Origin of the sequence: Mesorhizobium sp. M2A.F.Ca.ET.046.03.2.1, assembly GCF_003952425.1 — a bacterium.
Taxonomy (GTDB): domain Bacteria; phylum Pseudomonadota; class Alphaproteobacteria; order Rhizobiales; family Rhizobiaceae; genus Mesorhizobium.
This window is the reverse complement of record NZ_CP034449.1, coordinates 4,464,793-4,490,128: the sequence shown is the minus strand read 5'-3', so window position 1 is coordinate 4,490,128 and position 25,336 is coordinate 4,464,793. Positions and strand designations below refer to the sequence as shown.

The 25,336-nt window shown below is 64.2% G+C and carries 21 protein-coding genes and 1 pseudogene; 5 read left to right on the top strand and 17 right to left on the bottom strand.

What is annotated here, in order from left to right; genetic code table 11:
* The first annotated feature begins 247 nt into the window (after window positions 1–247).
* Window positions 248–688, top strand: a complete 441-nt coding sequence (locus EJ072_RS21415; RefSeq protein WP_126081174.1) for a host attachment family protein — start codon at window positions 248–250, stop codon at window positions 686–688.
* 215 nt (window positions 689–903) lie between these two features.
* Window positions 904–2,703: a YbaL family putative K(+) efflux transporter gene (ybaL, locus tag EJ072_RS21410; protein ID WP_245466930.1), complete on the top strand. Its 1,800-nt coding sequence runs from the start codon at window positions 904–906 to the stop codon at window positions 2,701–2,703.
* Window positions 2,704–2,709: 6 nt separating this feature from the next.
* On the opposite strand, the gene EJ072_RS21405 is transcribed toward ybaL, so the two are convergent.
* A complete protein-coding gene (locus tag EJ072_RS21405; RefSeq protein ID WP_126081173.1) occupies window positions 2,710–3,513 on the bottom strand; it encodes a helix-turn-helix transcriptional regulator in 804 nt (267 codons plus the stop codon).
* Window positions 3,514–3,632: 119 nt separating this feature from the next.
* Between EJ072_RS21405 and EJ072_RS21400 the strand changes: the two are divergent.
* A pseudogene (locus tag EJ072_RS21400) lies at window positions 3,633–4,551 on the top strand (zinc-binding dehydrogenase).
* Window positions 4,552–4,562: 11 nt separating this feature from the next.
* Here the strand turns inward: EJ072_RS21400 and EJ072_RS21395 are convergent.
* From EJ072_RS21395 to EJ072_RS21365, 7 genes are all read right to left on the bottom strand, one after another.
* Window positions 4,563–5,312 (bottom strand): SDR family oxidoreductase, encoded by a 750-nt coding sequence (locus EJ072_RS21395; protein WP_126081172.1) that lies wholly within the window; start codon window positions 5,310–5,312, stop codon window positions 4,563–4,565.
* 152 nt (window positions 5,313–5,464) lie between these two features.
* Entirely contained in the window at window positions 5,465–7,735 is a 2,271-nt protein-coding gene (locus tag EJ072_RS21390) for a transglycosylase domain-containing protein (protein ID WP_126081171.1), read from the bottom strand.
* Between the two features lie 208 nt (window positions 7,736–7,943).
* Entirely contained in the window at window positions 7,944–8,090 is a 147-nt protein-coding gene (locus tag EJ072_RS21385; protein ID WP_126064347.1) for a hypothetical protein, read from the bottom strand.
* A gap of 27 nt (window positions 8,091–8,117) precedes the next feature.
* Window positions 8,118–8,372 carry a GlsB/YeaQ/YmgE family stress response membrane protein gene (locus tag EJ072_RS21380; protein ID WP_042640778.1) on the bottom strand — a complete coding sequence of 85 codons (255 nt, stop codon included), beginning with the start codon at window positions 8,370–8,372 and terminating at the stop codon, window positions 8,118–8,120.
* Window positions 8,373–8,483: 111 nt separating this feature from the next.
* Window positions 8,484–8,684 (bottom strand): hypothetical protein, encoded by a 201-nt coding sequence (locus EJ072_RS21375; RefSeq protein WP_126081170.1) that lies wholly within the window; start codon window positions 8,682–8,684, stop codon window positions 8,484–8,486.
* Between the two features lie 77 nt (window positions 8,685–8,761).
* The gene (locus EJ072_RS21370) at window positions 8,762–9,382 is read right to left on the bottom strand and encodes a ribonuclease D (RefSeq protein WP_126081169.1); all 621 of its coding nucleotides are present in this window, start codon (window positions 9,380–9,382) and stop codon (window positions 8,762–8,764) included.
* Between the two features lie 147 nt (window positions 9,383–9,529).
* Window positions 9,530–10,915 carry a M20/M25/M40 family metallo-hydrolase gene (locus EJ072_RS21365; protein WP_126081168.1) on the bottom strand — a complete coding sequence of 462 codons (1,386 nt, stop codon included), beginning with the start codon at window positions 10,913–10,915 and terminating at the stop codon, window positions 9,530–9,532.
* Between the two features lie 424 nt (window positions 10,916–11,339).
* Between EJ072_RS21365 and polA the strand changes: the two genes are divergently transcribed.
* The gene (gene polA / locus EJ072_RS21360) at window positions 11,340–14,303 is read left to right on the top strand and encodes a DNA polymerase I (RefSeq protein WP_189343066.1); all 2,964 of its coding nucleotides are present in this window, start codon (window positions 11,340–11,342) and stop codon (window positions 14,301–14,303) included.
* 222 nt (window positions 14,304–14,525) lie between these two features.
* Here the strand turns inward: polA and EJ072_RS21350 are convergent, their stop codons facing one another.
* From EJ072_RS21350 to EJ072_RS21315, 8 genes are all read right to left on the bottom strand, one after another.
* Window positions 14,526–14,930 (bottom strand): Fur family transcriptional regulator, encoded by a 405-nt coding sequence (locus EJ072_RS21350; protein WP_042640862.1) that lies wholly within the window; start codon window positions 14,928–14,930, stop codon window positions 14,526–14,528.
* Between the two features lie 149 nt (window positions 14,931–15,079).
* Window positions 15,080–16,126 (bottom strand): L-glyceraldehyde 3-phosphate reductase, encoded by a 1,047-nt coding sequence (mgrA, locus tag EJ072_RS21345; RefSeq protein ID WP_126081166.1) that lies wholly within the window; start codon window positions 16,124–16,126, stop codon window positions 15,080–15,082.
* A gap of 167 nt (window positions 16,127–16,293) precedes the next feature.
* Window positions 16,294–17,436 carry a Gfo/Idh/MocA family oxidoreductase gene (locus EJ072_RS21340; RefSeq protein ID WP_126081165.1) on the bottom strand — a complete coding sequence of 381 codons (1,143 nt, stop codon included), beginning with the start codon at window positions 17,434–17,436 and terminating at the stop codon, window positions 16,294–16,296.
* Between the two features lie 5 nt (window positions 17,437–17,441).
* Window positions 17,442–18,194 (bottom strand): sugar phosphate isomerase/epimerase, encoded by a 753-nt coding sequence (locus tag EJ072_RS21335; protein WP_126081164.1) that lies wholly within the window; start codon window positions 18,192–18,194, stop codon window positions 17,442–17,444.
* A 31-nt stretch (window positions 18,195–18,225) separates the two neighbouring features.
* The gene (ugpC, locus tag EJ072_RS21330; protein WP_126083705.1) at window positions 18,226–19,323 is read right to left on the bottom strand and encodes a sn-glycerol-3-phosphate ABC transporter ATP-binding protein UgpC; all 1,098 of its coding nucleotides are present in this window, start codon (window positions 19,321–19,323) and stop codon (window positions 18,226–18,228) included.
* Window positions 19,323–20,255 (bottom strand): carbohydrate ABC transporter permease, encoded by a 933-nt coding sequence (locus EJ072_RS21325; RefSeq protein WP_126081163.1) that lies wholly within the window; start codon window positions 20,253–20,255, stop codon window positions 19,323–19,325. Before EJ072_RS21325 ends, ugpC begins: the two co-directional genes overlap by 1 nt.
* Window positions 20,248–21,141, bottom strand: a complete 894-nt coding sequence (locus EJ072_RS21320) for a sugar ABC transporter permease (RefSeq protein WP_126081162.1) — start codon at window positions 21,139–21,141, stop codon at window positions 20,248–20,250. Before EJ072_RS21320 ends, EJ072_RS21325 begins: the two co-directional genes overlap by 8 nt.
* Before the next feature lie 78 nt (window positions 21,142–21,219).
* Window positions 21,220–22,458 (bottom strand): ABC transporter substrate-binding protein, encoded by a 1,239-nt coding sequence (locus EJ072_RS21315; RefSeq protein ID WP_126081161.1) that lies wholly within the window; start codon window positions 22,456–22,458, stop codon window positions 21,220–21,222.
* A 385-nt stretch (window positions 22,459–22,843) separates the two neighbouring features.
* Between EJ072_RS21315 and EJ072_RS21310 the strand changes: the two genes are divergently transcribed.
* Window positions 22,844–23,887, top strand: coding sequence for a LacI family transcriptional regulator (locus tag EJ072_RS21310; RefSeq protein ID WP_126081160.1), 1,044 nt, complete (start codon window positions 22,844–22,846; stop codon window positions 23,885–23,887).
* Here the strand turns inward: EJ072_RS21310 and gndA are convergent.
* The gene (gene gndA / locus EJ072_RS21305; protein ID WP_126081159.1) at window positions 23,884–25,311 is read right to left on the bottom strand and encodes an NADP-dependent phosphogluconate dehydrogenase; all 1,428 of its coding nucleotides are present in this window, start codon (window positions 25,309–25,311) and stop codon (window positions 23,884–23,886) included. The two genes, EJ072_RS21310 and gndA, sit on opposite strands and share 4 nt — an antisense overlap.
* Between the last annotated feature and the right edge of the window lie 25 nt (window positions 25,312–25,336).

Sequence of the window (25,336 nt, the reverse complement as noted above, 5' to 3'; positions counted from 1 at the left end):
CCACGCTGATCTTTCGTGACTTTTACCATCGGCCCGGGAAAGCGGCAAAACAGTTTTTTCTAAATTCTACTAACTTAGTAGATTAAGCCGACCTTGCCGGTCGGCGCGCAACCTCGCCTGGTAGGAGCAGTTGAGAGTGCCACCGACACGTCGGAACAATCCTGCTCCGCGGCTCGTTTGGCTAGGCATCCATTCTGTCGATCCTGGGCTCGACCGGTCGGCACCCCGCAAGCAAAGGAGGAACACCATGAACATCAAGCTGAAGCACGGATTGTGGGTCGTCGTGGCCGATGGCGAAAAGGCACTCTTCCTGCGCAACCAGGGCGACAACAAGTTCCCGAACCTGGAGGTGGTGCACGAGATGGAGCAGGAGAACCCCGCGACGCGCGAGCAAGGCACGGACAAACCCGGCCGCCAGAGCAACGAAGGCCCCCGCAGCGCCGTCGAGGAGACCGATTGGCACCGTCTCGGCAAGGAACGTTTCGCTGTCGAGATCGCCGACCGGCTCTACAAGCTCGCGCATCGCGGCGCATTCGACGCGGTCGTGCTGATCGCACCGCCGCAGGTGCTTGGCGAGATGCGCCAGAAACTGCACAAAGAGGTGAGCGAGAAGGTGCAGGCCGAAATTCCCAAGACGCTCACCAACCACACGATTCCCGATATCGAGACCCTCTTGCAAGCGGCATAAGCGGCCGAGGCAAAGCAGCTTCGGGACCAAATGCGTTCCGCGACCGTCTCTTTGTCGGCGCGTCGCCGATTTCCCGGTTTGCACCCTGTTTCTAGGTCGATTTCTGCGCGGCGGCGGTTGCATGATCGCCGCTCCGTCCACCATATTGCCGAAGGCGACGGCCTCGGCGGGCGCCCATCCGAATCGTGAATTTTCGAAAGGCGCGCAAAAAGACAATGCCGCATGACACGCCCCTTATCGCCACCATCGTCGCCGGTCTGGGGCTGGCATTCGTCTTCGGGGCTTTAGCCAACCGTTTCCGCATCCCGCCGCTTGTCGGTTACCTCGTCGCCGGCGTCCTGGTCGGGCCGAACACGCCGGGCTTCGTCGCCGACGCCAGCCTTGCCAACGAGCTCGCTGAAATCGGCGTCATCCTTTTGATGTTCGGCGTCGGCCTGCATTTTTCGCTGAAGGACCTTCTGTCCGTCCGCGCCATCGCCGTGCCGGGCGCCATCGTGCAGATCGGCTTCGCCACCCTGCTTGGCGTCGGGCTTGCCTGGTTGCTCGGCTGGCCGCTGGGCGCCGGCCTGGTCTTCGGACTGGCGCTTTCGGTCGCCTCGACTGTGGTGCTCTTGCGCGCCTTGCAGGAACGGCGATTGATCGGGACCGAACGCGGCCGCATCGCGGTCGGCTGGCTGATCGTCGAGGATCTCGCCATGGTGCTGGCGCTGGTGCTGTTGCCCGCGCTCGCCGGCGTGCTCGGCGGCCGGGCGCAGGTCGATGATCATACGAGCCTGCTCTCGCTGCCCGCCAGCTACGGCATATGGGGCGTTGTCGGCATCACCCTCGCCAAGGTCGCCGCCTTCGTCGTCGTCATGCTGGTGGTCGGGCGCCGGGTCATTCCCTGGATCCTGCATTATGTCGCCCACACTGGCTCGCGCGAATTGTTTCGGCTTTCGGTGCTGGCTATCGCGCTCGGCGTCGCCTTCGGCGCGGCGAAGCTGTTCGGCGTCTCGCTGGCGCTCGGCGCTTTCTTCGCCGGCATGATCATGAGCGAGTCCGAGCTCAGTCATCGCGCGGCGGAAGAATCGTTGCCGCTTCGCGACGCCTTCTCGGTGCTGTTCTTCGTCTCGGTCGGCATGCTGTTCGACCCGCTCAGCCTGATCAGCAACGGCCTGCCGATCCTCGCCACCTTGGCCATCATCGTCGTCAGCAAGTCGTTCGCCGCCTTCGTCATCGTCATCGCCTTCCGCTATCCGATCGCCACCGCGCTGATGATTTCGGCGAGCCTTGCCCAGATCGGGGAATTCTCCTTCATCCTTGCCGAGCTTGGCGTCGGCCTAAAATTGCTGCCCGAACAGGGCCGCGACCTGATCCTGGCCGGCGCGATCCTCTCGATCCTGCTCAATCCGCTGATGTTCCTCCTTGTCGATTGGATGAAGCCGTGGCTGGAAAAGCGCGCCGGCAACACGGCACCTGTCGAAGAGCAAAGGCCGATCGGCCCGGCCACCGAGCCCGGCCAGATTGCTTCGGTCCAGGCAACGCTGGGAAAGGAAGACGGCCCGCCGCCCAAGACCGCGCTTGCCGGCCATTCCATCCTGATCGGTTACGGCCGCGTCGGCAGCCTCGTCGGCGTAGCGCTGAAGGAAGCCGCCCTGCCCTTCCTGGTGATCGAGGATGCCGACAAGACGCTGGCCAAGCTGCGTGACGACGGCATCGAGACAGTGGCCGGCAATGCCGCCAATGCGGATGTCTTCGCGGCCGCCAATCCGGAAGGCGCGAAGCGGCTGATCCTCGCCATCCCCAATGCCTTCGAGTCCGGCCAGATCGTGCTTCGAGCCCGCGCCGCCAATCCTGCGATCAATATCATCGCCCGCGCGCACTCCGACGCCGAGGTCGAGCATCTGAAAAGCCTCGGCGCCGACACGGTGATCATGGGCGAGCGCGAGATCGCGCGCGGCATCGTCGAGGTGGTAACCGGCAAAAACACCGGTGCGTCCGGGCCTGCCATGGCGATCAATCCACAGCCCGCTTGATGGGCGTCAAATTGTAAACGCGGAACCGCCATTCTGCGCGATATCGCTGAGATATTTCGCCGGCGGCTTGCCCAGCGCCTTCTTGAACATGGTGATGAAGGCGGTGACGGATTCATAGCCGAGATCGCCCGACACCCGCTGCACGCTGGCGCCGGCGGACAGTTCCCTGAGCGCCACGATCAGGTGCAACTGCTGGCGCCAGCGGCCGAAACTCAGGCCCGTCTCCTTGACGACGAGGCGCGCCAGGCTGCTTTCGCTGAGCGCCACCCGGTTGGCCCATTCCGCCAGCGTGCTGCGATCTGCAGGGTTGTCGGCCAATGCTTCCGCGATCCGGCGCAGCCGCGGCTCGGCCGAGATCGGCAAATGCAATTGCTGCACCGGCATGAGCGGCTCGGCGAGCAGGACCTTTCCCAGGAAGTCGCAGCGCGGGTCGTCCGGCGCGCATTCCGACAGCTCGATGATCGCTTCGCGCAGCAGCGGCGAGATCGAAAGCGTGCAGCACCGATCCGGCAGGTCGGCGGCGCCAGGCTCGATATAGACGAAGAAAATCCGCGCATTCGCCGTCGCGATGTTGCTGTGTTCCATGCGGGTCGGCACCCACACGCCGCAATGCGGCGGCACCATCCAGAGCCCGGTCGGAACCCGACAGGTGACGGCGCCGCCGAGCGCGAAGACGAGCTGCCCCTTGCGATGCCAATGCGCGCGCACCTCGGCCCTGGTCTCGGTGACATCGACGCCAACGGCGATCGCCGGCGCAGCCACGTCGTCGACATCGAAATCTAGCCAGGGCCAGCGGGGTGGCTGTCTCATGATTGAATGTTTTTAGCGATCATTTGGCTGTATCTCTAGATTCTTCAGTCACGAAAGATAGGTTCGCGCCGATATCCTCGCAATCGATCGCGTCTCAGACGCCAATTCAAAGGTGGGCCATGCTCGCTCTCGCCATTTCTTCCGACAGCCCCAGCCGGCTGAACCTCACCGAGGCCGACGAGCCAAACTGCAATGCGAACGAAGCATTGGTCGCAATTCATGCAATATCATTGAATCGTGGCGAGCTGCGCCTGCTCGCCATCCGCCCCGACGGCTGGATCCCCGGCCAGGATATCGTCGGCATCGTGGAACGCGCGTCGGCCGACGGCTCAGGCCCGGCAAGGGGGCACGCGCGTCGCGGCCTTGGTCGACCAGGCCGGCTGGGCCGAACATGTCGCCGTTCCGACCGACCGTCTCGCCGTCATACCCGATGGCGTCAGCTTCGCGTCCGCCGCCACGCTGCCGGTGGCGGGCACGACGGCGCTGAGGACCTTGCGCCATGGTGGCGTTCTCGCCGGCCAGCGGGTGCTGATCACCGGCGCGAGCGGCGCGGTCGGTCGCTTTCAGATCCAGATTGCCCGCGAGCAGGGCGCCTCGGTGACCGCGATCGCCTCGGCCCGGCATCACGATGATCTTCGCGATCTGGGCGCCGGGCAGGTCGTCGAATCGATCGAACTAGCCGAGGGGCCGTCTTCGCTGATCACTGAGTCGGTCGGCGGCAAGAGCCTCGCCGCCGCGATCGAACGTGTGACACCCGGTGGCACCATCGTCATGTTCGGCTCGAGCAGCGGCGAACTCACGCCTGTAGGGTTTCGCCAGTTCGTTCCAGGCCACGAGGGCGCCAAGCTGCAGACCTTCGCCTATTACTCATCCGGCTCAGCCATCGGCGCCGACATCGCCGCCCTGCTCGATCTCGTCGCGGCCGGCAGGCTGAAAACCCGCGTGGCCATGACCGTGCCGTGGACGGACATCGGCCAGGCCCTGGACGCGCTCAGACAGCGCAGCTTCAGCGGCAAGGCCGTCCTCACTGTGGCTTGAAATCAGCCAGGTCAGACGTGCTGGCCGCCATTGATGTGGATTTCCGAGCCGGTCACGTAAGACGACTGGCCGGAGCACAGGAAGTAGATGATGTCGGCCACTTCCGAGGTGCCGCCCAGCCTTCTCAGCGGGATCGTCTCGACTATTCTGTCCGTGCCTGGCGACAGGATCGCCGTGTCGATCTCGCCCGGCGCGATCGCGTTGACGCGGATGCCATGCGGACCGAAATCATGCGCCATCTCGCGCGTCAGCGAGCCGAGCGCCGCCTTCGACGTCGCATAGGCCGTGCCGGCAAAAGGATGCACCCTCGTGCCGGCGATCGAGGTGACGTTGACGATCGAGCCCTTGGCGGCGGCGAGTTCTTTGAAAAGGCCCCTCGCCAGCATGATCGGCGCGAAGAAATTGACCTGGAAGACGTCGCGCCAGACATGCATCGGCGTCTCGATCGAGTTCATCCGGCTGCCGTCCTTCAGCTTCGGCGAGATGCCGGCATTGTTGACCAGCGCGTGCAGCTGTCCGCCATGCGCCTCGAGCCGGTGGCGGATCTCCGACACGGCGATGCCGACATCTTCCTGGTCGGCGAGGTCGACCTTGATGTGATCCTCGGGGCCGGCCGGCCACGGGCAATCCTCGGCGAAGGCCTGGCGCGAGCAGGTGATGACGCGCCAGCCCTCGCGCGAGAAACGCTTCACCGTCGCATGGCCGATGCCACGGCTGGCGCCGGTAAGCACGATGGTTTTTCTGCTGTCGGTTTCGGCCATGAACTTTGTCTCCGGCCGGACATGTAGCCGAAGGCGGCAATCATTGCGAGAGGGCGAGTTGCCGCCGCAGCGATGATCCCGGAATGTGGTTTCCGGTTTTCGGGATCGCGACGGAATAAAAGCTGGAGCCGTTCCGATCTGGCGAACGGGCTTCAACCCCCGCCCAGTATGTCGAGGATCGAGGTCTGCCGCCTTTTCTTCGGACCGCCGACATCGCCAGGCGGCACCGGATGCTTGATCGAGGCGGTCGATCCGCTGTCGCTGGGCATGTCGAAGCCCTCGGCATCGACCGTCTGGGCTGGACGCGGCTGGCGGGCGGGCGCCTGGGCAACGGGCTGCGATGGGGCGGCGGGCTGCGGCGACTGGCCGACGGCCGCGGGCGGCACGGGCGGCTGCGAGGCATCCGCCGACGGGATCTCGTCCGGCACGATCGTATCGGACGGCGTCGACTTCCAGGTGCCGGGCAGCGGCCTGACCGGCACGCCTTCATGCGCGGCCACCATGAATTCGTGCCAGGCCTGCGCCGGGAGCGCGCCGCCGGTGACCTTCTTCATCGGGCTGCCGTCGTCATTGCCGAACCACACGCCGGTGGTGAGATTGGCGGTGTAGCCGACGAACCAGGCGTCCCGCGAATTCTGGCTGGTGCCGGTCTTGCCGGCCGAAGGCCAGTTGAACGCCGCCTTCTTGGCGGTGCCGACCTCGACGGTACCGGTCATCATCGAGTTCATCATGCCCACGATATCGGCCTTGATGACGCGCGGCGCGCTGCCGGTGCTGCCCTCGTAGAGCACCTTGCCGTTTGCTGTCGTGATGCGCTGGATGAAGTGGATGTCCGGCTTGTAGCCGCCATTGGCGAAAGGCACATAGGCCGAGGTCAGTTCAAGCGGCGTCACTTCCGAAGTGCCCAGCGCGATCGAGGTGTTGGCCTGCAGGTCGGACTGGATGCCCATGCGATGCGCGGCCTCGACCACGGCGTCGGGGCCGACCTCCATGGTGAGCTGGGCCGCCACCGAGTTGAGTGACTTGGCGAGCGCCGTCGCCAGCGTGACCTTGCCGTAATATTTGCCGCCGTAATTGTCGGGCGTCCATTTGCCTATCTTGATCGGCGCATCGTTGCGGATGCTGTCCGGCGTGCGGCCGGCCTCCAGCGCCGCCATATAGACGAAGGGCTTGAAGGCGGAGCCGGGCTGCCGGCGCGCTTCCGAGGCGCGGTCGAACTGGCTGGTCGAATAATCATAGCCGCCGACCATGGCGCGCACCGCGCCGGAATCGTCGATCGACACCAGCGCCCCTTGGGTGACGTTGAGCTTCTTGCCGCTCTCGTCGATCAGCCGGCGGATCGACTGTTCGGCAAGCTTCTGCAGGTTGAGGTCGACCGTGGTGTCGATGACGATGTCGCCGCGCACGTCGCCGATCAGGTCGGGAAGCTCGTCCATCACCGTGTCGGCGACATAGTTCTCCGAGCCGGTCCAATAGGACGGCGCGCGCGTCGCCGGCGCGCTCAGCGCCGTCTTGTATTCCTTGTCGCTGATCTTGCCTGTCTGGCGCATGGCCGCGAGCACGAGTTGCGCCCGCTCCTCGGCCGCCTTCGGGTCGCGCGCCGGCGAAAGCTTCGACGGCGCCTTGAGCAGGCCTGCCAGCAGGGCTGCCTCCGAAAGCGACACGTCGCGCGCGCTCTTGCCGAAATAGCGCCGCGAGGCCGCCTCGACGCCATAGGCGCCCGAGCCGAAATAGACCCGGTTGAGGTACATTTCGAGGATCTGGTCTTTCGTGTGCTTGTGCTCGAGCCAGAGCGCCAGCAGCACTTCCTGGACCTTGCGCTCCAGCGTGCGGTCCGGCGTCAGGAACAGGTTCTTGGCCAGCTGCTGCGTCAGCGTCGAGCCGCCCTGCGAGAAATGCCCGCCGATGAGGTTGGTGACCATGGCGCGCGACAGGCCGATCGGGTCGATGCCGAAATGCGAATAGAAGCGCCGGTCCTCGATGGCGACGACGGCTTCGGGGATATAGGGCGACATTTCGTGCAGCCCGACGGCCTCGCCGCCCGACGCGCCGCGATTGGCGATCAGCGCGCCATCGACCGAGACGATCTTGATGTTCGGCGCGCGGTCAGGGACCGACCACGTCGTCGCCGCCGGCATCTTGGCGCCATAATAGACGACGACGCCGGCCGCCGCGATGCCGCCCCAGATGCACAGCACAAAGCACCAGTAGACCAGCCGAGTGGCGATGCCGAGCAATCCGCGTCGGTTGCGATCGCGGCCGCGGCCGCGTGATTTCGCCTTGGCGGACCTGCCCTTGGCAGCGGATTTGCGGGTGCGCGGCACGACGCGATCCTCCTCGCTCACCGAAAAGCCCTCGGAGGATTTCGCGCGCGGCGATCCCTCGAAGCTCGGTTCGATGCGACTGTCTCTGCGGTTCGCCATGCGCTCTAGCTGTTTGTCCCCGGTACCGATGGCGTTCGGGTTGAAGAGTAGATGCGGCGGTTTAAAGGCGCGTTAAAGCAGGGTTTATGCACGGTTTTGAAAACCGTTAGGATTTTCTGAATTCGGCTTCTCACCGATCGCCGCGGGCAGCAGCCGCGTCACACGGCGCAGTCTGGCTCCTCACGGCGCCGGCGGCTGGCCACCGTGATCAGTTCTGCTGGATCGAAATGCCTTTGTCGTCGATCTTGAGCTCGACGCCTTTCGGCCTCGTCTGCTCGCGATAGACGTAGACGCCGAGCGCAATGACCACGACCACGAGAGCGCCGATGATGACATAGAGCATGTTCTGCTTCATGGCGCGTCCCCGATGCCTTCTGGAAGATCAGGCCTGTTTCACCAGCTTGATCAGCACCAGCAGGACCACCGCGCCGATCGTGGCGTGGATGATCGCGGCAAGGATCCCGCCGCCCACGGCAAAGCCAAGCCTTGGGAATATCCAGCCGGCAATCAGGGCGCCGACGATGCCGACGACGATGTTGCCGACCAGTCCGAAGCCGAAACCCTTGACGATCAGGCCGGCAAGCCAGCCGGCGATCGCGCCGATGATGATGAAAACGAGCAGGCTTTCAATTCCCATTGCCAATCCCTCCGTGAGCGGAGGACCAACGAAGCCACGCACCCCGAATCGGCCATCCAACTGTGACGGATGGAACCTATTGGAAAGCGGCCGGCCTCGCCAGCGCCAGCTTCATTCGTCGTCGTCACCCGATGCCGGACGCCAGCTCGTCGGATCGACCTTCTTTTGCGTGTCGCTGTCGGTGTAGACCCACCAGCCGCCATCGCGATACTGGCCGACGGATTCATTGACGACGCCGTCGCCGTCCTTCCACAGGATGGTGACTTTCGCCCCGTCCTTCGGCGCGCTTTCTATCGGTTTGCGCTCTGCCATCTCACTCCCTCCACGAACCGGCCCGCTCCGTGAACCGGCCGAACCGGCAAGAACGCCCGCCGCCGCGCCGGGTTCCGTCAGCTATGCGCGAAAATGTCTTCCTCCGCCCAGCCCATAAGGTCGAGCTTGGCGCGCGTAGGCAGGAACCGGAAGCAGGCGTCGGCCTCCTTGGTGCGGTTTTCGCGCGCCAGGCGCGCCGCCAGAACCTCGCGCAGACGGTGCAGATAGAGCACGTCGGAGGCGGCATAGTCGAGCTGTTCGGGCGAGAGCGTTTCCGCTGCCCAGTCCGAGGATTGCTGCGCCTTGGACAGGCCGATGCCGAGCAATTCGTTGCACAGATCCTTCAGCCCGTGGCGGTCGGTGTAGGTGCGGACGAGCCGCGAGGCGATCTTGGTGCAGAACACCGGCTCCGCCATGACACCGAAGGCATTGTAGAGCACGGCGATGTCGAAGCGGCCGTAATGGAACAGCTTGGTGACCGCGCGGTTGCGAAGCAGGCTGACGAGATTCGGCGCTTTCTTCTGGCCAGGCGCGATCTGGATGACGTCGGCGCTGCCGTCGCCGGGCGAAATCTGCACAACGCAGAGCCGATCGCGATGCGGGTTCAAGCCCAGCGTTTCCGTGTCGATGGCCACCGCCCCGACATTGTAGCGGGCGAGGTCGGGCAGGTCGTTCTTGTGGAAACGGATATCGGTCATTCTCTTCTCCGGATCGCGGCCCGCCGCGCCGCGTATCGCTTGGGCTGCGTCAGCAGCGGCGGCGCGTTGCGCTGGTCATTCGTCCTCGCCGCGATCCGGAGAAAAATCAACAGAAAGTTGAATCTCACATCTTGCGCGATTTCCGTCTCACCGGGTCAGCGCATCGAGGATGCGCGCCCAGGACCGCTGTCCCTTGTGGAAGGAGGTCAGTTCGTATTTCTCGTTCGGCGAGTGGATGCAGTCGTCGTCGAGGCCGAAACCGACCAGCAGCGATTCCATGCCGAGATAGGTCTGGAAATCGCCGACCACGGGGATGGAGCCGCCACCGCCGGTGGTGATAGCCTGCTTGTCCCATTCGTCGGACAGCGCGTCCTTGGCCTTGGCCAGGAACGGCGAGTCGTAGGAAAGCTGGATCGCCGGCGAGCCGCCATGCGGATGGAATTCGACCGAGCAGTCGCCGGGGATGCGCTCGCGCACGAAGGCCTGGAAGGCGGCGCGGATCTTCTTCGGATCCTGCTTGTGCACCAGCCGGAACGACACTTTCGCCGAAGCTTCCGCCGCGATCACCGTCTTGAACCCCTTGCCGGTATAGCCGCCGATGATGCCGTTGAATTCCGCCGTCGGCCTTGCCCAGGTCATTTCGAGGACCGAGCGCCCCTTTTCGCCGGCCGGAATGGAAAGACCGGCCGGTCCGAGGAAGGTCTCGGCCGTCTCGCCGAGGCCTTCCCAGGATTTCAGCACTTGGCTGGGCGTCTCCTCGACCCCGTCATAGAAGCCTGGAATGGTGACGTGGCCGTCCTTGTCGTGGATGTCGGCCAGCACCTTTGCCAGGATGCGGATCGGGTTGGCGGCCGGACCGCCATAGAGGCCCGAATGCAGGTCGCGGTTGGCCGCCTTGACGGTGACCTCCTCGCCGACCATGCCGCGCAGCGACACACAGATCGACGGCGTCTCGCGGTTCCACATGCTGGTGTCGCAGACCAGCGCGAAATCGGCCTTCAGCTCGGCGGCGTTGGCTTCCAGGAACGGCTTCAGCGACGGCGAGCCGGATTCCTCCTCGCCCTCGAACAGGATGGTGACGCGGCAGGGCAGATTGCCATGCACCTGCTTCCAGGCGCGGCAGGCCTCGACGAAGGTCATCAACTGCCCCTTGTCATCGGCCGAGCCCCGGCCGGTGATCACCTTGCGTCCAGGCTCGATCTCCTTGATCGACGGCGCGAACGGGTCGGTGTCCCACAATTCGATCGGATCGACCGGCTGGACGTCGTAGTGGCCATAGAAAAGCACATGCGGCGCACCTGCCGGCCCCTCGTGATGCGCCACCACCATCGGATGTCCGGGCGTGTCGCGCACACTCGCGTCGAAGCCGATCAGCTTGAGTTCGGCGACCAGCCATTCCGCCCCTTTGCGGCAGTCGGCGGCGAAGGCCGGATCGGTGGAGATCGACTTGATGCCGAGCAGACCGAACAGCCGCTCCAGGCTCTGGTCGAGATTCTGATCGAGACGCTCAAGGACGGGGGAGATTCTTGACATGCTTTTAGCCTTTCGATTTTGGCCAGACCCTAAGGGGCCACGCCGAAAACGAAAAGCCGTGATTGTTGGACCAACCCGGTCAATCGCTGCCGCAACATAAAAGAAGACCGCCGTGGTGGAGGGGAAACCACGGCGGTCTTTACTCGAAACGATGCGGCAGCCCGGAGAGGGGGATAGGCTGCCGCAGTTTGCCCGGGATAGGCGGGGGACGGGCCTTGCTCCGGACTTCGGCGAAAACTGCCGATGACGTGTATTTGGGTCTGTGAACGTGGCGATTCAAGGGCATGAAAATTACACTTTTGTAACATGCCCGTGAGCGCCCAATTTCCGGCCGGACAGCATCTGTCAGGGGTGTTGCCCGAACCGGTGGGTTCCGCAGCCTTTGGCATGGACCGCGAAGGCTGGCCGCGCTATCCCTGCCGGCATGAAAAAAGGCGACCACCTCTTCCTCGTCGACGGCTCCGGCTACATTTTCCGCGCCTACCACGCGCTGCCGCCGCTCAACCGCAAATCCGACGGCCTGCCGACCAGCGCCGTGCTTGGCTTCTGCAACATGGTTTGGAAGCTGATGCAGGACGCCCGCAACACCAATGTGGGCATCGTGCCGACGCATTTCGCCGTCATTTTCGACTATTCCTCGAAGACGTTCCGCAGCGATCTCTACCCGGAATACAAGGCGAACCGCTCGGCGCCGCCGGAAGACCTGATCCCGCAATTCGGGCTGATCCGCCAGGCGACGGTGGCCTTCAACCTGCCCTGCATCGAGATGGAGGGTTTCGAGGCCGACGACATCATCGCAACCTATTGCCGGCTGGCCTGCGAGGTCGACGCCGACACCACCATCATTTCCTCCGACAAGGACCTGATGCAGCTGGTCGGCCCGACGGTCGGCATGTACGACCCGATGAAGGACCGCCAGATCGGCATTCCCGAAGTGATCGAGAAATGGGGTGTGCCGCCGGAAAAGATGATCGACCTGCAGGCGCTCACCGGCGACTCGGTCGACAACGTTCCGGGCGTGCCCGGCATCGGCCCGAAGACCGCGGCGCAGCTCCTGGAACAGTTCGGCGACCTTGATGGGCTGCTGGCGCGTGCCTCCGAGATCAAGCAGGACAAGCGGCGCGAGACCATCATCGCCAATGCCGACAAGGCCCGCATCTCGCGTCAGCTGGTGACGCTGAAGAACGATGTGCCGCTGAAGGAGGGGTTGGACGACCTGGTGCTGCACGCGCCGGACGGACCGAAGCTGATCGGCTTCCTGAAGACCATGGAATTCACCACGCTAACGCGACGCGTCGCCGAGGCGACCGCGACCGAGATCGGCGACGTCCAGGCTTCCGCCGTCATCGTCGAGCGCGCCGATGCCGCGCACGGCCCCGATGTCGGCGCCAGCGCGCCGCAAAGGCAGGCAGTGCCTCAATCAAACGGCGACGCGAAGCCCGCCTCGCCAGCCACGAGGGGCGAGGACGCGCCGCCGCAGGGCGACACCCCATCGCTCCTTTCGGCGCTGCGGCTGGAACAAGCCTCGGCGAGCAAGATCGACCCTTCGGCCTATGCGCCCATCCGCGATGCGGCCGCGCTGAAAGCCTGGATAGCCGAAGCCCGCGAGGCCGGCATCCTCGCTTTTGACGCCGAGACCAGCTCGTCCGACCCGATGCAGGCCGATCTCATCGGCCTGTCCATGGCGGTCGCGCCGGGCCGCGCCGTCTACGTGCCGCTTGCCCACAAGAACGGCAATGGCGACCTGCTTGGCGGCGGCATGCTGGAGAACCAGATCCCGGTCCGCGAGGCGCTGGCGCTGCTCAAGCCGCTGCTCGAGGACCGGTCGGTCCTCAAAATCGTGCAGGACATGAAATACGACATCGTCGTGATGAGCCGGCACGGCATCGAGGTCGGACCGTTCGACGACACGATGCTGATCTCCTACGTGCTCGACGCCGGCACGTCCGGCGGTCACGACCTCGCCTCGCTGTCGGAGAAATGGCTGGGACACGCGCCGGCCTCGAAGAAGGAACTGGCCGGCTCGGGCAAGAGCGCCATCGGCTTCGACCAGGTCGATATCGAGCGCGCGACCGCCTATGCCGGCGAACAGGCCGATCTGGCTCTGCGGCTGTGGCAATTGCTGAAGCCCCGGCTCGCCGCCAAGGGCCTCGTTTCCGTCTACGAGCGGCTGGAACGTCCGCTCGTGCCGGTGCTTGCCCGCATGGAGCAGCGCGGCATCTCGGTCGACCGGCAGATCCTGTCTAGGCTTTCGGGCGAGCTGGCGCAGGGCGCCGCCCGCGTCGAGGAAGAGATCTACGGCATCGTCGGCGAGCGCATCAACATCGGCTCGCCCAAACAGCTGGGCGACATATTGTTCGGCAAGATGGGCCTGCCGGGCGGCTCGAAGACCAAGACGGGGCAATGGTCGACCTCGGCGCAGCTGCTGGAAGACCTCGCCGCCGAAGGCCATGAGCTGCCGCGCAAGATCGTCGACTGGCGCCAGCTCACCAAGCTGAAGTCGACCTATACCGACGCGCTGCCCGGTTTCATCAACCCCGGCACCAACCGCGTGCATACCTCATACGCGCTCGCCGCGACGACCACGGGCCGCTTGTCATCCTCCGATCCCAACCTCCAGAATATTCCGGTGCGCACCGCCGAGGGCCGCAAGATCAGGACCGCCTTCATCGCCGAGAAGGGCCACAAGCTGGTCTCGGCCGACTATAGCCAGATCGAGCTGCGCGTGCTTGCCCATGTCGCCGAGATCCCGCAGCTCAAGCAGGCCTTCGCCGACGGCGCCGACATCCATGCCATCACCGCGTCGGAAATGTTCAACGTGCCGGTCGAAGGCATGCCTTCGGAGGTGCGCCGGCGTGCCAAGGCGATCAACTTCGGCATCATCTACGGCATCTCGGCCTTCGGCCTCGCCAACCAATTGTCGATCCCGCGCGACGAGGCCGGCGCCTACATCAAGCGCTATTTCGAGCGCTTCCCGGGCATCCGCGACTATATCGAGGAAACCAAGGCCTACGCGCGGGAAAACGGCTTCGTGCAAACCATCTTCGGCCGGCGCATCCACTATCCGGAGATACGATCCTCCAACCCGTCGGTCCGCGCCTTCAACGAGCGCGCCTCGATCAACGCCAGGCTGCAGGGCACCGCCGCAGACATCATCCGCCGCGCCATGGTGCATATGGAAGAGGCGCTGGAGAAAGCGAAACTCTCGGCCCGCATGCTGCTGCAGGTGCATGACGAACTGATCTTCGAAACGGTGGAAGCGGAAGTCGAAGCGACTATCCCCGTCGTGCGCCGGGTCATGGAAAACGCGCCGATGCCGGCGGTCTCAATGTCGGTGCCGCTGCATGTCGACGCCCGGGCGGCGGACAATTGGGACGAGGCGCATTAGGCGGCATGCCGAGAGGCGCCGCGATCCGTCGCCCCCCCTCTCTGTCCTGCCGGACATCTCCCCCTCAAGGGGGGAGATTGGCGGTTCCGGCGCCGGCGCTCGTCTTGCAACGTTTGAAGATTGGCGAAAGCCGTGACTACGGCTGATCTCCCCCTTGAGGGGGAGATGTCCGGCAGGACAGAGAGGGGGGCTCCGCGCCGGCGTCAACCGGCTAGCTGATACTTACGCAGCCTCGGCCCTGCACTTCGCGCAAACGCCGCGAAACTCGATCACCGCCTTCTTGGCCGCGAATCCCGTCGAGCGCACCCATTCGTCCAACCGATGGCCGACGTCGTGGTCGGACATTTCGGTCACCTGGCCGCAATTGTCGCAGATGGCGAAGGCGGTCATCGAATGGCTGTGGTCGTGCGGCTCGGCGCAGGCGACGAAGGAATTGAGGCTTTCCAGCCGGTGCACGAAGCCGGACTTCACCAGCGTGTCGAGCGCCCGGTAGACCTGCAGCGGCGCGCGAAAACCGCGCTCGCGCAACTGGTCGAGCAGCGTATAGGCGCTGAGCGGCCCGCTGGACGCCTCTAGCTTCTCGAGCACGCAGAGCTGGTTCTTGGTCAGCGCATCTCTTGCCGTCATCTTGTTCGCCCAATCGACGCTTGCACGCGCGACCGCATGCCAAGGACTTCAATTTCCCCTGAGATAGCGACGAACGAGCGATTTTGCCACTGTTTCCGCAGCGCGTCTCCTCAGGCACAGGTCGGGCGAGACGGTTCGCCGGCTAACCGCTACTTGCGCGGCGGCCCTTTGCGTTCGGCGGAAGCCGCCCAGAGGTTGATGTCGGACTCACGCGCGTAAGTATCGATCTCGCCAAGCTCGGCATCGGAGAACTCGAGCGCCTTGAGCGCGCCGACGCAATCCTCGACCTGTTCCGGCCGGCTGGCGCCGATCAGGGCCGTGGTCACGCGGCCCTTGCGCAGCACCCAGGCCAGCGCCATCTGCGCCAGCGTCTGGCCGCGGCGAGTGGCAATGGCGTTGAGCGCCTTGATGTTGGCGATCGACTTGTCGTTGATGAAGGCCTGCCTGAGCGACTTGCCCTGGGATGCGCGGCTGCCCTCGGGGATGCCGCCGAGATATTTGTCGGTCAGCATGCCTTGCGCCAGCGGCGAGAAGACGATCGAGCCGATGCCCAGCCCCTCCAGCGTGTCGAGCAGCCCGTCCTCCTCGACCCAGCGGTTGAGCATCGAATAGCTCGGCTGGTGGATCAGGCAAGGGGTGCCGAGCTGCCGCAGAATATCGGCCGCCTCGCGGGTGCGCTGCGAGTTGTAGGACGAGATGCCGGCATAAAGCGCCTTGCCCGAGCGCACCGCGTGGTCGAGCGCGCCCATGGTTTCCTCGAGCGGCGTTTCCGGGTCGAAGCGGTGCGAATAGAAGATATCGACATAGTCGAGCCCCATACGCTTCAGGCTCTGGTCGAGGCTCGCCAGCACATATTTGCGGCTGCCCCATTCGCCATAGGGACCCGCCCACATCTCGTAGCCGGCCTTGGTCGAGATGATCATCTCGTCGCGATAGGCGGCGAAATCGGTGCGCAGGATCTCGCCGAACGCGGTCTCCGCCGAGCCGGGCGGCGGACCGTAATTGTTGGCGAGATCGAAATGCGTGATGCCGAGGTCGAAGGCCTTGCGCACGATCGCCTGCTTGGTCCGGTGCGGCGTGTCGTTGCCGAAATTGTGCCACAGCCCGAGCGAGATCGCCGGCAGCTTGAGGCCGGAGCGGCCGCAGCGGTTATAGATCATCTTTTCGTAGCGGTTCTCGGCGGCGACATAGGGCATGGGAAAAATCCTCGGGATCGAAGCGGCGCCGCGAGCGCCGCTAGAGCATGAAGCCGAAAAGTGCGGAGCGGTTTTCGGGCGACTTCATGCTCGGCTCAGGGGTCAATTGAATCGATGCTTGCCCCTACCCTTACCCTCTCCCCGCCGAAACGGGGAGGGGTTGCCACCTAGTTTTTCTTGGCCAGCAGCGCCTTCGCGTCCTTGACGCCGAGCGCGGCCGGCCGCTCGCAGGTCGTCTGCATGGTGACGTATTTGCCGCTTTCGCCGGAACGCAGGATGCCGGTCATCACGTCGACGGCGTGCAGCGCCAGCTCCATCGAGCAGCGGTGCGGCCGCCCTTCGGCGATTGCGATCGCCATGTCGGCAAGACCGGCGGTGCGGTAATTGGCCATCATGCCCTGGCCGTGCATCTCGTTCGGCACGCCGAACGGGTGGTTCCATTTCGGCAGCTTCTTCACCGGCTTGGCCGCGTCGGTGAAGCGTACCTCGCCGCCGAAGAAATTCGGGTCCGGCACGAAGACGGTGCCCAATTCGCCATAGAGCTCCATCGGCGCGTGGCCATGACTCCAGACGTCCCAGGAGGTGTTGAGCGTTATCACCGCGCCGTTGGCGAATTCGAGCAGCGCATGGATCGTGGTCGGCGTGTTGACCGGGATTTTTTCGCCCGCGCGCGGTTTGGAGCTGATCGTCCGCACCTTCGCCGGGGTCGTTGCGAAGGCCGCCACCTGTTTCACCGGCCCGATCAGCTGGATCAGGTTGGTGACGTAGTAAGGTCCGATGTCGAGCACCGGGCCGGCGCCCGGCTGGAAAAAGAAGTCCGGATTGGGATGCCAGTGCTCCATGCCGTGGCCCATCACATGACAGGTGCCGCTGGTGATCTTGCCGAGCTTGCCGCTGTCGATCAGCTCGCGCGCCAGCTGGTGCGCGCCGCCGAGGAACGTATCCGGCGCCGAACCGATGCGCAGGCCCTTCTTCTCGGCCCGTTTCTTGAGGTCGAGTCCTTCCTCGATCGACAGAACGAAAGGTTTTTCCGAATAGACATGCTTGCCGGCGTCGAGCGCCTGCCTCGACACTTCGTAATGCACCGCCGGAATGGTGAGATTGACGATGATGTCGATCTCGTCATCCTTGAGAAGGTCGTTGACCGTCTCGGCGCGCAGCTTGAACTCCTTTGCCCGCGCTTTCGCCGCGTCCATGTTGATGTCCGCGCAGGCGCGCATCTTGATGCCGCGGAACAGCGGCGCCAGCGAGAAATATGCCTTTGATATGTTGCCGCAGCCGATGACGCCGACGCCAAGCTTGTCTGCCATTTCAATTACTCCTGCCAGCTTTTGGCTGCCGCGATCGAGCGACGGGCATAGCGCTCGATGTCATTGGGATTGTCCTGTTCCATGATGAAATACTGCGCCGCGCTCTTGGCGCGCAATGTCTTGAACAGGCCCGCCCAATCGATCGTACCGTGGCCGACATCGGACCAGCCGTCCTCGTCCAGCCCCTCGCCGGGCTTGGCGATATCCTTGACGTGCACGGCGACGATGCGCTTGCCATGTTTTTCGATCCAGGGCAGAGGATCGGCGCCGCCGCGCAGCACCCAGGCGACGTCCATTTCCCAGCCGATGTCGGGTGCGGCAGACAGGATGTGGTCCTGCGGCAGCGAGCCGTCGGCAAGCGCCTTGAACTCGAAATCATGGTTGTGCCAGGCAAAGCCGTAGCCAGCCTTTTTCGCCGTCTCGCCCACCTTGGCCAGGCGCTCGCCGAAGCCGCGCCAGCCGGCGCTGTCGGAAGGACGCTGGTCGGGCATCAGATAGGGGCAGACCAGCAGCGTGATGCCGAGCGCGTCGGCGATCTTGCGCACGCCGCCGAAGTCGTTTTCCAGCGCGTCGATCGAGAAATGCCCGGTCGGCATCGCCAGCCCGTTCTTGTCGAGCTCGGCGCGGAAGGCTTTCGGGTCGTCATAGACGCCGCCGAAACCCTCCACTTGCTTGTAGCCGAGCTCGCCGAGCATTCTCACCACGCTGTCCCATGGCTGGAAATTGCGGGCGCTGTAGAGTTGGAATGACCAGTTCATCTGTCCTGTCCGTTCGGTTGGTCCTGGGAGATTAAATTCGGTTGCCTGTTTGAGCGTCGAAGAGCGAGGCGCGCATCGGATCGAAGCCGACGCTGACCGGATCCCCGTTCTTCGGCGTGCGTTCGGAGGTGACGCGCACGGTGAAGTTCTGCCCGCCGAGTTTCAGCCACACCAGCGTATCGGAACCCATGGGCTCCACGACCTCGACATTAGCCGTCGCGGCGAAGGGCCAGCCCGTGCCGCTGTTGAAGGCGACATGCTCGGGCCGGATGCCGAACACCGCGGGGCCTGGCGCCGGCTCCTTCTCGAAGGCATAGGTCGCAAGCGGGATGCGTACATCCTCCACGGCAAAGTGCCAGTCGCCGCCGTCCTTCTCCAGCCTGCCGTCGATGAAATTCATCGCCGGCGAACCGAGGAAGCCGGCGACGAAGCGGTTGACGGGGCGGTTGTAGATCGTCTGCGGCGCATCTAGCTGCTGGATCACGCCGCCCTTCATCACCGCGATGCGATCGGCCAGCGTCATCGCCTCGATCTGATCGTGGGTGACGTAGATCATCGTGTTCTGCAGGCGGCGGTGCAACAGCTTGATCTCGACGCGCAATTCCGAACGCAGCTTGGCGTCGAGATTGGAGAGCGGCTCGTCGAACAGGAAGACATCGACGTCGCGTACCAGCGCCCGCCCGATCGCAACGCGCTGGCGCTGGCCGCCCGAAAGCGCCGAGGGCTTCCTCTGCAAAAGCGGCTCGATCTGCAGGATCTCGGCGGCGCGGGCGATGCGCTTGGCGATCTCGTCCTTCGGCACGCCGGCGACACGCAGGCCGAAGGAAAGGTTCCTCTCCACCGTCATCTGCGGATAGAGCGCGTAGGACTGGAACACCATGCCGATGCCGCGATCCTTCGGTTCTTCCCAGGTGACGTTCTTGCCCTTGATGAAGATGCGGCCGTCCGAAATGTCGAGCAGACCGGCGATGCAGTTGAGCAAGGTCGACTTGCCGCAGCCGGACGGTCCGAGCAGCACGATGAACTCGCCCTCGGCGACATCCAGGTTGAGCGTCTGCAGCACCGAGACGGCGCCGAAATTGAGCGACAAGTCCTGGATCGAAACGCTGGGATTGGCGATGTCCATCATCATCCTTTCACCGCGCCGGCGGCAATGCCGCGCACGAAGAGCTTGCCGGAAACGAAGTAGACGATGAGCGGAACCAGCCCGGTCAGGATGGTTGCGGCCATGTTGACGTTGTATTCCTTCACGCCTTGCACCGAATTGACGATGTTGTTGAGCTGCACCGTCATCGGATAGGTGTCGGGGCGCGTGTAGACGACGCCGAACAGGAAGTCGTTCCAGATGCCGGTCACCTGCAGGATGATGGCGACGACGAAGATCGGCAGCGACATCGGCAGCATGATGCGCAGGTAGATGCCCCAGAAGCCGGCGCCGTCGACGCGCGCGGCGCGGAACAATTCCTCGGGCATCGAGGTGAAATAGTTGCGGAAGAGCAGCGTCAGGATCGGCATGCCGAAGATCGAATGCACGATCACCAGCCCGGTCAGCGAGCCGTAGATGCCGATCTCGCGCAGGATGATGACGATCGGATAGATCATCACCTGATAGGGAATGAAGGCGCCGACGATCAGGATGATGAAGAAGGTGTCGGCGCCCTTGAAGCGCCAGTTGGCCAGGGCATAGCCGTTCACCGAGGCGATCGCGATCGAGAGCAGCACCGACGGCACGGTGATGCGCACCGAATTCCAGAAGCCGCGCGACAGCCCGTCGCAATTGAGCCCGGTGCAGGCGGTGGCCCAGGCCTTCACCCAAGGCTCGAAGGTGATCTCCATCGGCGGCGAGAAAATGTTGCCGAGGCGGATCTCGGGCATGCCCTTCAGCGATGTGACGATCATCACGTAAAGCGGCAGAAGATAATAGAGCGCGACAACGATGAGCGTGCCGTAGAGGAAGATGTTGCGGCGCGACAGCACATGCCGCGGCTTCGGCCCGCTGGGGCCGGCGGCATCGCGCCTGAGCGCTTCGGCGCCGGGGGATAGGGAGGCGACGTCAGCCACGTTTCTTGCCTCCGAATTCGAGATAGGCCCAGGGCACGATGACGATCACCACCGAAAGCAGCATCATGGTCGAGGCGGCGAAACCCTGGCCGAGATTCTGGGCGAAAAACATGTAGTCATAGACATATTTGGCCGGCACTTCCGAGGCGATGCCGGGGCCGCCGCTGGTCTGCGCCACGACGAGGTCATAGACCTTGACGATGCCCGCGGCGATGATCACCAGCGTGGTGATGAAGACCGGCCGCATCATCGGGATGATGATGAAGAGATAGGTCTTCCAGGCGGGGATGCCGTCCACTCTCGCCGCCTTCCAGATGTCCTCGTCGATACCGCGCAGGCCGGCGAGCATCAGGCACATGATGAGCCCCGTGCCCTGCCAGAGCGCGGCGATCGAAATGCCGTAGATGACGATGCTGGAATTGTAGAGCGGGTCGAAGCTGAAGCTCGTCCAGCCGAGGTCGCGCACCACGCGCTGCACGCCGAAATCCGGATTGAGCAGCCATTGCCAGACCAGCCCGGTGACAATGAAGGACAGCGCGAAGGGATAGAGGAAGATGGTGCGGAACGTGTCCTCGAACCGGATCTTCTGGTCGAGAAGCGCCGCCAGCAGAAAGCCGATGACCAGCGAGAACACCAGCGAGATCGCGCCATAGATCAAGAGGTTCTCGATCGAGACCAGCCAGCGCGATGTCGACCAGAGCCGGTGGTACTGGTCGAGCCCGACGAAGTTGAGCCGCGGCAGGAGCTTCGAATTGGTGAAGGAATAGAGCACCGTCCAGGCCGTACCGCCGACGAACACCACCAGAGCCGTCAGGATCATCGGGATCGACGCGATCTTGGCGTTCAGGTTGCGGAAAAGCTGATTCGGGCGTTCGCTGTTGCTCATCTCGGCAGCCGGGCAATGAGACGTCAGGCTCCCGGCCCCGGATAGGCTGGGGTCGGGAGTTGGCGGGGGCGCCGTCGATCAGTCGGCCGACGCGATGATGTCGGCGAAGCGCTTCTGCGCGTCTTCGAGCGTCATGTCGGGCTTGGCGAAGAATTCGGAGAACAGGTCCTCCTTCTGCTTCTGGCTGTCCTGCGAGAGCAGCTGGTCCGTCCACGGCATGACGGCGCCCTTGGCGAGAATGGCGAGGCCCTTCTTCATGCAGTCGTTCGCCGTGTTGAGGTCGACGTCGCCGCGCACCGGCAGCGAGCCCTTCTTGAGGTTGAAGGCGACCTGGGTCTTGGGATCGAGCAGCGTTTCGGCCAACACTTCCTGCGCCTTGGACTTGTCGGCGTCCTTGAGCAGCGGGAAGTAGAAGGCGTCGCCGCCGGTGGCGATCACCTCATTCAGGCCGAGGCCGGGCAGGCAGGTATAGTCCTTGCCGGCGGTCTTGTCGGCGACCTGGAACTCGCCCTGCGCCCAGTCGCCCATGATCTGGCCGCCGGCCTTGCCGGTGATGACGAGATTGGTCGCCTGGTTCCAGTCCTGCACATTGGTGTTCTTGGCCATCTTGCGGGCGTCGTCCGCCGCCTTGAACACCTTGGCGATTTCGGGACCGGCGGCGAATTTGGCGTCCTTGTCCTTATACACTTTCAGGAAGGCGTCGGTGCCGCCAACCGCGGCCAGCAGCACGTCGAAGGCGCCCGATGCCTGCCAGGGCTGCCCGCCGACCGCGAGCGGGATGATACCGGCTTTCTCCAGCGCCGGAGCGGCGGCCACGAATTCATTCCAGTCCTTCGGCGTCGGCACGCCGGCCTTCTGGAAGGCGTCATTCGACAGCCACAGCCATTGCCAGGAATGGATGTTGACCGGCACGCAATAGATCTTGCCCTCGATGGTGCACGAGTCGAGCAGGCTCTTTGGCCGCACGATCTCGGTCCATTTGTCCTTGGTGGCGATGTCGGTGAGGTCGCGCATCAGCCCGGCCTGGACCAGTTCCTCGGCCTGGCGGCCGTGGTTGAACTGAGTGGCGCCCATCGGGTCGCCGCCGGTGATGCGGCTGATCATGATCGGCCGCGCCGTGCCGCCGGAGCCTGCGATGGCACCGTCGACCCAGTGATTGCCCGTGGCATCGAATGCCTTGGCAAGCTCGGCCACCGCCGCCGCTTCACCGCCCGAAGTCCACCAATGGGTGACTTCGAGGTCGGTCGCAGCCGCCGGACCGGCAAAGTTGAGCGCAACCGTCGCGGCAAAGGCGGCAGTCAGGAATTTGTATCGCATTTCGGCTTCCTCCCAGAATCTGAAACGTTACAGATTTTGGATACGGCAAATGGCCGGCATAGGCAACCCCTTGTCTTAAAGCGGCCTAAGATTTTTTCGAGGCGCGAACAAAATCCTTCTCTCAAAGCGCCAAAGCTGGTGCCAAAGTGATTGATCGTGGCTGAAACCGGTCCCAGATCGATATTTCTTTTTGATTCCAGGGACTTTGGGTTCATCTCCGCCCGCGGACTGCAAAGGTCGTGACCTTGCCGGCCAATCACGAAGATTGGCAATCTGTAACGTTTCAGTATACTGGTGCTCGCCGCGGGCAGAAGTCGCGCAGTCGTCAACGCCGCACGATTGCCGGCTGGCCCCGCGGCTGCTATGCGCCTGGCGGGCGGGACGAATGGATAGACGGGTAACGAAGAAGGGCGACGACGCGTCAGGCAAGGAGCGGCCGACGCTGAAGACGCTTGCCTTCATGACCGGGCTTGGCGTCACGACGGTGTCGCGTGCGCTGAAGGATGCGCCCGAGATCGGCGCCGAGACCAGGCGCCGCGTCCAGCTCGTCGCCAAACAGATCGGCTATCGTCCGAACCGCGCCGGCGTGCGCTTGAGGACCGGCAAGACCAACGTCATCTCGCTTGTGCTGAACACCGAGCACGAGCTGATGAGCTTCGTCTCGGACATCATCTACGGCGTCACCGAGGTCATCGCCGACACGCCCTATCACCTGATCGTCACGCCCTATTCGCGCTCGCAGGATTCGCTCGACCCGGTGCGCTATCTGGTCGAGACGGGCTCGGCCGACGGCGTCATCATATCGCGCACGCAGCCCAACGATCCGCGGGCGCGCTACATGCTGGAGCACGGCGTTCCCTTCGCCACGCATGGCCGCACCGACATGGGGCTGGTGCATCCCTATCACGACTTCGACAATTACGCCTTTGCCGGCGAAGCCGTCCGCGCGCTCGCCGCCAAAGGCCGCAACCGGCTTGCCCTCGTGACGCCCCCGGTTGGCCTCACCTATTTCCGCTATACGGTGAACGGCTTTGCAGATGCGCTGAGCGAGGTCGGCGCCTCGGAGGTGCCCTTCAACACCGTCTCGATCGACCATACGATTGAGCAGATCAGGATGCGCACCGCCCAGCTCATGCGCCGAGACGACCGCCCGGACGGCATCATCAGCAGCGCCGCCGCGGCAACGCTCGCCGTCGTCGCTGGCATCGAGGATGCCGGCCTGAAGCTCGGCCGCGATGTCGACGTGGTGTCGAAACAGTCCTCGGAGGTGCTGCACCTATTTCGACGGGAGCTGCTCGTCGTCAACGAGGATTTCCGGCTGGCCGGCTACGAGCTCGCCCGCGCCGTGCTTGGCTGGATTGCAGGCAAGGAACCCGGCTCACTGCAGTCGCTGAGCAAGCCGAGTGAGGTCCTGCCCTATCGGGGTTAGTGCCCCGCGCCGCTCCCCCACGGGCCATGGAAGGCGCCCTGCTCGCCGATGCGCTCAAAACCATGCGCGCCGAAGAAGTCGCGTTGCGCCTGGATGAGGTTCGACGTGCCGCGTCCTTGGCGATAGCTGTCGAAATAGGCCAGCGCCGAAGACAGCGCCGGCACCGGCGAGCCGGCCTCGGACGCCCTGGCCACGATACGCCGAAGCGACGGATGCGCTTCCTTCATCATCGCGATGAAGGCCGGCGCCATCAGGAGGTTGGTGGACGCGCTGCCCGAGCCGAAGGCCTCGGCCATCGTGTCCAGCATCTGCGAGCGGATGATGCAGCCGGCGCGCCAGATCTTGGCAATGGTCGGCATCGGCAGGTTCCAGTTGAACTCCTTGGATGCGCCGCTCATCACCGCGAACCCTTGCGCGTAAGCCGCGATCTTGCCGGCGAACAGCGCCAACTCCAGATCCTTGAGCAGCGCGGCCTTGTCGCCGGCGATCTTCTCGACGCCGATATCGCCATAAGCCTTTTCAGCCGCCTGCCGCTCGTCCTTGATCGAGGACTGCACGCGCGCCGCGACCGCCGCCTCGATGGCGGTGGCCGGAATGCCGAGCTGCTGCGCCTCGATGACCGACCATTTACCGGTGCCCTTCTGCCCGGCGCGGTCGAGGATGATATCGACCACCGGCTTGCCGGTCTTGGGATCGTCGGCGGCCAGCACCTTGGCGGTGATCTCGATCAGGTAGGAGTTGAGCCGGCCCTTGTTCCATTCCTCGAACACCTTGCCGATCTCCTTGGGCGCCATGCCGAGCCCGTCGCGCAATATGCCGTAGATCTCGGCGATCATCTGCATGTCGGCATATTCGATGCCGTTGTGGATGGTCTTCACGAAATGGCCGGCGCCGTCGTGCCCGAGCCAAGCCGCGCAAGGCTCGTCCTTGAACTTGGCCGAGATTGCGGTCAGCACCTTCTCGACGCGCTTCCAGGATTCTTCAGTGCCGCCGACCATAATCGAGGGCCCATGGCGGGCGCCTTCCTCGCCACCGGACACACCCATGCCGATGAAGGTCAAGCCCGAGCCGGAGAGTTCCGAGAAGCGGCGCATTGTGTCGCGGAAATTGGCGTTGCCGGCATCAATGACGATGTCCTTGTCGGAGAGCACGCCGCGCAGTGCCGCGATCTGCTCGTCGACCGGCTTGCCGGCCAGCACCATGATGATGATCGGCCGCGGCGGCCGGATCGCCGCGGCAAGCTCCTCCAGGCTGTAGCAGGGAACGACCATGTCCTTCAGCGGACCGGCGCTCTCGACAAAGGCGTCGGTGCGCGACGGCGTGCGGTTGAAGACGGCGATGCGGTGCCCGTGCTCGGCGATGTTGAGCGCCAGGTTGGAGCCCATCGTGCCAAGGCCGATCAGGCCGATTTCGGCTTTTTCCATCGTTTCTTCCCTGCTTTCGAATGCT

What these genes read in the sequence shown, in the direction of transcription:
- EJ072_RS21415 (WP_126081174.1), top strand. Translation starts at nt 248, where the DNA reads ATGAACATCAAGCTGAAGCACGGATTGTGGGTCGTCGTGGCCGATGGC.
- ybaL (WP_245466930.1), top strand. Translation starts at nt 904, where the DNA reads ATGCCGCATGACACGCCCCTTATCGCCACCATCGTCGCCGGTCTGGGG.
- EJ072_RS21405 (WP_126081173.1), bottom strand. Translation starts at nt 3,513, where the DNA reads ATGAGACAGCCACCCCGCTGGCCCTGGCTAGATTTCGATGTCGACGAC.
- EJ072_RS21395 (WP_126081172.1), bottom strand. Translation starts at nt 5,312, where the DNA reads ATGGCCGAAACCGACAGCAGAAAAACCATCGTGCTTACCGGCGCCAGC.
- EJ072_RS21390 (WP_126081171.1), bottom strand. Translation starts at nt 7,735, where the DNA reads ATGGCGAACCGCAGAGACAGTCGCATCGAACCGAGCTTCGAGGGATCG.
- EJ072_RS21385 (WP_126064347.1), bottom strand. Translation starts at nt 8,090, where the DNA reads ATGAAGCAGAACATGCTCTATGTCATCATCGGCGCTCTCGTGGTCGTG.
- EJ072_RS21380 (WP_042640778.1), bottom strand. Translation starts at nt 8,372, where the DNA reads ATGGGAATTGAAAGCCTGCTCGTTTTCATCATCATCGGCGCGATCGCC.
- EJ072_RS21375 (WP_126081170.1), bottom strand. Translation starts at nt 8,684, where the DNA reads ATGGCAGAGCGCAAACCGATAGAAAGCGCGCCGAAGGACGGGGCGAAA.
- EJ072_RS21370 (WP_126081169.1), bottom strand. Translation starts at nt 9,382, where the DNA reads ATGACCGATATCCGTTTCCACAAGAACGACCTGCCCGACCTCGCCCGC.
- EJ072_RS21365 (WP_126081168.1), bottom strand. Translation starts at nt 10,915, where the DNA reads ATGTCAAGAATCTCCCCCGTCCTTGAGCGTCTCGATCAGAATCTCGAC.
- polA (WP_189343066.1), top strand. Translation starts at nt 11,340, where the DNA reads ATGAAAAAAGGCGACCACCTCTTCCTCGTCGACGGCTCCGGCTACATT.
- EJ072_RS21350 (WP_042640862.1), bottom strand. Translation starts at nt 14,930, where the DNA reads ATGACGGCAAGAGATGCGCTGACCAAGAACCAGCTCTGCGTGCTCGAG.
- mgrA (WP_126081166.1), bottom strand. Translation starts at nt 16,126, where the DNA reads ATGCCCTATGTCGCCGCCGAGAACCGCTACGAAAAGATGATCTATAAC.
- EJ072_RS21340 (WP_126081165.1), bottom strand. Translation starts at nt 17,436, where the DNA reads ATGGCAGACAAGCTTGGCGTCGGCGTCATCGGCTGCGGCAACATATCA.
- EJ072_RS21335 (WP_126081164.1), bottom strand. Translation starts at nt 18,194, where the DNA reads ATGAACTGGTCATTCCAACTCTACAGCGCCCGCAATTTCCAGCCATGG.
- ugpC (WP_126083705.1), bottom strand. Translation starts at nt 19,323, where the DNA reads ATGATGGACATCGCCAATCCCAGCGTTTCGATCCAGGACTTGTCGCTC.
- EJ072_RS21320 (WP_126081162.1), bottom strand. Translation starts at nt 21,141, where the DNA reads ATGAGCAACAGCGAACGCCCGAATCAGCTTTTCCGCAACCTGAACGCC.
- EJ072_RS21315 (WP_126081161.1), bottom strand. Translation starts at nt 22,458, where the DNA reads ATGCGATACAAATTCCTGACTGCCGCCTTTGCCGCGACGGTTGCGCTC.
- EJ072_RS21310 (WP_126081160.1), top strand. Translation starts at nt 22,844, where the DNA reads ATGGATAGACGGGTAACGAAGAAGGGCGACGACGCGTCAGGCAAGGAG.
- gndA (WP_126081159.1), bottom strand. Translation starts at nt 25,311, where the DNA reads ATGGAAAAAGCCGAAATCGGCCTGATCGGCCTTGGCACGATGGGCTCC.